Origin of the sequence: Methanosphaera sp., assembly GCF_022768985.1 — an archaeon.
Classification (GTDB): domain Archaea; phylum Methanobacteriota; class Methanobacteria; order Methanobacteriales; family Methanobacteriaceae; genus Methanosphaera.
The window spans coordinates 235,536-242,326 of sequence record NZ_JALEKL010000011.1 but is presented as its reverse complement, the minus strand read 5'-3'; the positions used below and the strand labels follow the sequence as shown (position 1 = coordinate 242,326).

At 30.5% G+C, this 6,791-nt stretch carries 5 protein-coding genes; 2 read left to right on the top strand and 3 right to left on the bottom strand.

Annotated features, from left to right (window positions below; all coding sequences use genetic code 11):
* Positions 1-572: hypothetical protein (locus MRZ80_RS06445; RefSeq protein ID WP_292537502.1), on the top strand; the 572-nt coding region annotated here is incomplete at its 5' end.
* A gap of 95 nt (positions 573-667) precedes the next feature.
* Here MRZ80_RS06445 and MRZ80_RS06440 read toward each other — a convergent pair.
* The 3 genes from MRZ80_RS06440 to MRZ80_RS06430 are packed head-to-tail and all read right to left on the bottom strand — an operon-like array spanning position 668 to position 5,476.
* Entirely contained in the window at positions 668-3,106 is a 2,439-nt protein-coding gene (locus MRZ80_RS06440; protein WP_292537500.1) for a DUF2206 domain-containing protein, read from the bottom strand.
* Between the two features lie 29 nt (positions 3,107-3,135).
* Positions 3,136-4,329 (bottom strand): glycosyltransferase family 4 protein, encoded by a 1,194-nt coding sequence (locus tag MRZ80_RS06435; protein WP_292537498.1) that lies wholly within the window; start codon positions 4,327-4,329, stop codon positions 3,136-3,138.
* A gap of 28 nt (positions 4,330-4,357) precedes the next feature.
* Positions 4,358-5,476, bottom strand: coding sequence for a glycosyltransferase family 4 protein (locus MRZ80_RS06430; protein ID WP_292537496.1), 1,119 nt, complete (start codon positions 5,474-5,476; stop codon positions 4,358-4,360).
* A 192-nt stretch (positions 5,477-5,668) separates the two neighbouring features.
* Between MRZ80_RS06430 and MRZ80_RS06425 the strand changes: the two genes are divergently transcribed.
* Positions 5,669-6,787 carry a glycosyltransferase family 4 protein gene (locus MRZ80_RS06425; RefSeq protein ID WP_292537494.1) on the top strand — a complete coding sequence of 373 codons (1,119 nt, stop codon included), beginning with the start codon at positions 5,669-5,671 and terminating at the stop codon, positions 6,785-6,787.
* The last annotated feature ends 4 nt before the right edge of the window (positions 6,788-6,791 follow it).

The window sequence follows — 6,791 nt, the reverse complement described above, 5'->3', positions numbered from 1 at the left end:
AAAAAGCAGAACCATCATCAGAAAAAGACTTACAAAAAGATACTAAAGAAATAACAAAAGTCGATCAACAACCAAAACATGAAAAACAAGAGACTAATACAGATAATAATTACTTCCAAGATTCAGGATATGTTCAAAGACATGACACAACACAACAAAATCAACAACAAAACCTAGGACCTGAATACTTCCAAACAAATCAGCAATATAACAATCAACAATACCAGCAACAACAGTTTAACCAGCAACAGCAGTACAATCAACAATACCAGCAACAACAGTATAATCCTAATGCTCAAAGACCAATAAAACAGAAAAGTAAGCTAATTGGTGTAGTTCTTGCCATACTTATCTGTGGTGCAGGATACTGTTATGTTGATCAGTGGGGTAAAGGTATTGCATTTTTCCTAATTAGTGCTGTTCTTGACTTCCTTACAACATTCTTTGTTGCAACATTTTTCTTTGCAATATTTGGATTAATTCCATTTGGTCTATGGTTAATTCTTAGAATATTTACAATTATTGATGTATTTGGTAAAGTTGATAAATATAATGCAGGTCTTCTATACTAGAAACTCTTAAACTTCTCTTTTTTCTATTTTTTTTAATTAATTTTATTAAAATAAGCTCATTTTAAATTAAAATAATTTTTCTAAAAAAAAGTAATTTAGGTGGGGGTTATGTTATTTGTTGTATTATTTGTAATATTATGGGTACTATTCCAGTCTAATGCTCGTTTATATATCTGTGAGTCTCCATTGTCATAGATTTTTGATGATAGCTCCTCTCCCTCTTTTAGTGGGATGTATTCACCATTTCCATATAGGAATGTGTCATGTTTTATGTTATGTCCACGCAGGAACATGTAGCTTCCAACGTCCATCTCTGACATATTCTTTGGATTTGTTGTACGTATATCATTAAGCCAGTAAAGAAGTATGTTACTAAATGCATCAGAATATACTGTTGTATTATCATCGTTTGTCTTATAGTCTCCAAACCATGATACTGCCTCATATTCTCCTTGGCTAAATATTGGTGCATCTATTGTATTATCTAGTGGTAGTGTTGAGCTTTGTCCTACTTCAAGGTCAATGAGTCCTGTGTTAAGTATGAAAAATAACACTAAAAATACACCTATTATCTTCATTGTTGTTTTTGTTCTTGTTTTTATGTCAATTTTCTTAATTAGTGATAGTGCTGAGTTGCTTATATGATATAATCCTATCATACAAAATGGTGCAAGTACTACAAATGTTACCTCATAGATTCTCTGAAGACTAAGTTGTCCTCTGAATGCTGGAATGTATAGTCCACATGCAAGTATTATGAGGTTAAATAGTCCAAATGCATTGTATTCCTTTGTGAAGTGGTAGTAGTTTGGACGTATTATATTCATTATAAATCCTATTAGAATGAAAAATACAGAAAGCAGTATTACACGTTGTGCATTAATACTTACAATATTCATAAATCTAAATGGCCACCAGATCTGTAGAAATGCCAGTATTGTTACAAATACAATAAGGAACTGTTTACGTCTAAGACTTAATGTTTTAGCTCTTGATGTGATAGATTCTAATATATGATATGATTTAATTTCATCAATATCACGATCAACTGATATTTTCTTAAATATTTTATATCCAACAGCAGCAATTATTAGAAGTGCTCCAATTGCTGCAAGTATTAGCATTGGACTTATTTTCATCATAGTTTGTACATTACGTGTTACAATACGTAGTGCATCAAAAAGTGATGCTATTGCCTTACTATCTGATGTTAGGCTGTAATATACTATTATTACTCCAATAAAGAATATTGATATTGGAAGTGATATTGTCTGATTTTTAATTTTAAAGTATTTTCCAAAGTATTTCCTTTTTGCTCCAAGTTTTATTAGTATGGTATTTAGTATATTTCCAAAATCACTACCAAGAACATCTAGTATTATAATTGTTGCAAGAAGCATAAACATAAACAGATATGTTACACTATAATGTGAAAATATGAGTCCTACACCAAATATAAGATAAAGTATTTTACGTGTTTTTTGTGGAATTTGTCTGTCAATCATCAACCATACAAGAAGAACCAAAAATATTTCAGCAATTTGCTGTCTTGCCATCTGCACCATCCAACCATATGAAAATCCATTATATGCAATGAAGAAGAATGCAGCAAGAAATGCAAGCTTTGGTCCTGTATGTTTTTCAAATATCTTATAGAGTCCTATACTTATTAGTGAAAATAGGAATGGATATATGAACTTTAAAACCCATGTAAGTGTCATACTTGATAGTGTTGAATAGATTGGTGCAAACATTACAACACTAAGCATAGAATTATATGCATGAGGCCAGGTAAAATCCCATATACCATTTTGAATAACATATGTTGCAAACTGGTATTCAAAGAATATGTCATATCCCCAGATATGATTTGATATAAGAACACTATAGTAAAGTAATGATATAGCAATTGAAAAAATTGCAATATGATAATACTCAGATTTAAGATATCCCCATGCCATTGCAAAGATAACAGCACAAATAAGAAGTAACAGTAATATCTGTATTGTATTTATCTTATAGTACTGTAGAGTATATGCTCCTATTATTGCAATAAGTGGAAGAAGACATAAGCATAAAAACTGGTTTGATGTTATAAGTTTAAAGCTTAGCTTTGATGAACTAGTGGATGAAAATTCACCATCTCTAAAGTATGAAATAACAAGTAATGCCATGTTATATACACTAAATGTCAAGATAAGTGGTATTATCTCAATTGGATGTGCTATACCAACCATTGGATAGACCTGGTTCATGAAAAGTCCTATTGCCAGTGTTGAAAATATACTAAGTCCTACTGCAAGTAGTGTTGTAAATGTATTTCCAAGATCATGCAGCTTCAGTATTCTTAGTATTATAATACCAGGAATAAAGCCTAGATATAGTAGTGTTATTATATCATTAAATATTGGAAGATGCACACCACTTAGTGATATGCCACTTACAATCAGCATTAGAATTTGTATAAGGATGATTGCAAATGCAAATGATTTAAAATCCCAATCATTTAATGTAAATATATTCTTCATCTTCATATTATATCCCCATCTTTTTTTAGGTTTTTCTATTTTTCTAATATATTTTCATATTCCTTTTCTAGTTTATCAATCATAATCTTCATAGAATCATTTGGAAGTGTTTTTGATGCGTTATCCTCAAAGCTTTTAAGTAATTCTACATCATCTGCTAGTTTAATAATTTTATCTTTTAAGTCACTTGGATTGTCAGCTTCAAATAGAAGTCCATTGTATCCATTAGTAATTAACTCTGGAATTCCACCAATATTACTTCCAATTACAGGTGTTGATCTTGAAAAGCTTTCATATATCACCATTGGTGAGTTATCATAGCATATTGATGCTATAATGATAATATTTGACATGTCATAGAATTTCTCAATTTCACTATTTTCAACAAAGCCATAAAAGATTATACGTTCATCACCTTCTGCCATTTGCTTAAATTCCTGCTCATCATATCCTTTACCAACTATGTGAAGACGTAGCTTTTCATTATCAATTTGTTTAAATGCCTCAATTATTGTTTGAACTCCCTTATGTTTTCCTAGTGTTCCAATGTATGTTATATCGATTGTATCATAGCTTTTAGTTGTTTTTGTTGTCTTTTTATCTGTTGCAAGTGGTATTTTAACACACCGAGTATTTTTAAAGAAGTTATTTTCCTTATATTTGTTAATCATGAAATTTGATGGTGATATTAACACATCAACATTATCACCCAGTAGTCTTCTTTGAATATCTACATATACTTTACATGCAATATTACATTTAAGACATAGTGTATTGTTTCCACGTATCAGATTTGCTCTTGGACAGATAAGTGAAAAATCATGTGATTCAAAGATAAGTGGAATGCCAAGTTTACATCCTACCTCAAATACACTCATAGAAAGTCCCTTATAGTTGTTAAGGTGGATTATGTCAACATCTTCATCTTCTAGTATTTCACATATCCTATTTCTTGTCTTTGAATTATAAAGGTCAAATGCATGCCATAGTGGCTTTTTTATTCCTCCTACTTCTGTCTGTTTATATGGAGGATATAGTGGTGTTGTATTAAGTTGGTATACCTTAATTCCATCATCATCTATTATGTGCTCATCACTATCTACTGTTGTTGTAATTACAACTACATCATGTCCACGTTTTTTCATTGCCTTTGCAGTTTTCTGAACTATAATTTCTGCTCCTCCAAGTACTGCTGGAGGATACAGGTTTGATATATAACATATTTTCAATTAAAAAACACACTCCCTTTGCAGTTTCTTATCTTAGAAGTTCCTCATATAGGTCATGAATTGATGCTGCTATCTGTTTCCATTCATACTTGCTTTGAACTAGTTTTCGTCCATTTTCACCCATAGATTTTTGAAGCTCTTTATCTTTTAGAATCTTAACTATAGCACGACTTAATGCTTTTGTATCTTTTGGTGGTAGTATTATTCCACTATTTGTTGCTATCACATCATCTGATACACCTACAATATCTGTACTTATTACTGGTGTTTTTGCAGATAATGCTTCAAGTACAACAATTCCAAATCCTTCCTGTAGTGATGATATTGATGGAAGAATAAAAAGTTCTGACGTTGCATAATAGTCAATTACCTCCTCATCTGTTAGAAATCCCTTAAATTCAACGTTTTTATCAATTCCAAGTTGTTTTGTCATATCCTTGTAGTAGTCCATAAGTTCTCCTTTTCCACCAACTATGAGTTTAACATCACCTATTTCATCTTTCACACCTGCTAGTGCTTCAAGTAGGTAGTCAAGTCCTTTATATTTATGGAATCTGTCAAGAACACTTAGGAAGAATATCTGATTTTTACATCTTTCATCTTTAGGCTTAAATAGTGATGAGTCAACACCATTTGGTATTGTAACAACTTTATCTTTATAATTTGCAAGGTGTGGTGAGTTAATATAGTCATCCTGTGTTATAATTATACGATCTGCCTTATTAAGTAGGAATTTAAGAGCAGTTTTATTATAGACTTTTGCAATTGTATCTGCAACTCCACTTCCTATAATATCATTATGATATGTTACAACAAGAGGTTTGCCCTTAATTCTTGAGATAATATTACTCCAATCAGCACTCCATGGTGTTGGAATATGTGTATGCATTATATCATAATCTTCACAAAGTAGTGATGTTGGAAGTGATGGTGTTAGATTTGTATTTGCAAGCTTACCATAGTATTTAAGACGTTTAATATCAATTCCCTGATATGTTTCAGTTGGAATGCTTTCTGGTTCATTTGCACATATTACCTTAACTTTGCAATCATCATATTTTACTAGTTCTTTTGATACATAATAAACATACTGTTCAACCCCACCTATAAAGGGATAGAAACGTACTGGTGTTTGAATAACTTTCAAAAATATTACACTCCCCTAATAATTTAAGCCTAAGAAATTTTTTTTATATTATTTTTATATTTGTAAATAATTTTAAATAACATTTTAGTAGGAATAAAACATTTAATGAATTATTTAAAACAAATACAATAATTAACTAAAAAAACTTAGAAACTGAAGGATAACTAATTAATGGGGTGGACTGATAAAGGGATGTCTGATAAAACAAAAATATTATTTATGCATAATACTGCCATGTGGTATAGAATACCATTTTTTCAAAAGATAGCAGATATGTATGATTTAGACTTAGTATTTACACACTTTGATGTAATAAGTAGTATTTATAATGAATCATCTGATCATAAAATTAAGGGACTTGAAGATGTAAATTATGAAATAATTAATGAAAAACACAAACAAACCATAGCAAAAAAAGCAATGGGAGACTATGATGTAATAGTTGCAGGAAGCTGGGATACACTAGGAGAGTTAATTGAAACAATAATAGTATTTACAATATCAAAACTACGCAGAAAACCAATGCTAATATGGCGTGAAGACTGGGACTGGAAAAAGAATGATAACATAAAAGAAAAACTACTAACATGTATAATAAAATTCCTAACACGCAACTGTAGTGGAATGATAGTACCAGGAAGCATACATAAAGAATACTTCCTAAAACTCGGAGTTAAAGATGAAAACATCCAGATAATGCCAAATGTAAGTAATATCAAAGGATGTGATGAAAACATAACAAAATCAAAAACACATAAAAAAATAGTATATGTAGGACGTTTAATTAAAAGAAAAGGTGTAATATATCTAATTAAAGCTTACAAACAACTAAGATGTGAATTAGATGATATAGAACTTATCATAATAGGTGAAGGTGATGAGGAAAAATCACTAAAAGAGTACATAAAACAAAATAATATATGTGATGTAACATTTACAGGAAAAATAGATAACCAAGACCTTAAAGAGTACTATCGTGATGCAAATGTGGTTGTAATACCCTCAATTGATGAAGGAATGGGAGATCCATGGGTATTTGTATTAAATGAGGCAATGTATTATTCAACACCAGTAGTTGCAACAGATGTAGTGGGAGCAGCATATGATATGATTGACAATAATGGATACATTGTCAAACAAAGAAACTCTAAAGAATTACACGATGCAATCTATAAGATAATAACAGATAACAACTTAGAGGAAGCTATGTCAAAAAGGTCAAAAGAGATCATAAATACGAAATTCCAGTATACTAATATGACAGATGCATTTAAGTGTGCCGTCGATAAAGTAATTAAAAAAATAGATTAATTTA

Bases quoted from the DNA above. Each gene is read 5' to 3' on its own strand.
- MRZ80_RS06440 (WP_292537500.1), bottom strand. From the start codon at position 3,106: ATGAAGATGAAGAATATATTTACATTAAATGATTGGGATTTTAAATCA.
- MRZ80_RS06425 (WP_292537494.1), top strand. From the start codon at position 5,669: ATGTCTGATAAAACAAAAATATTATTTATGCATAATACTGCCATGTGG.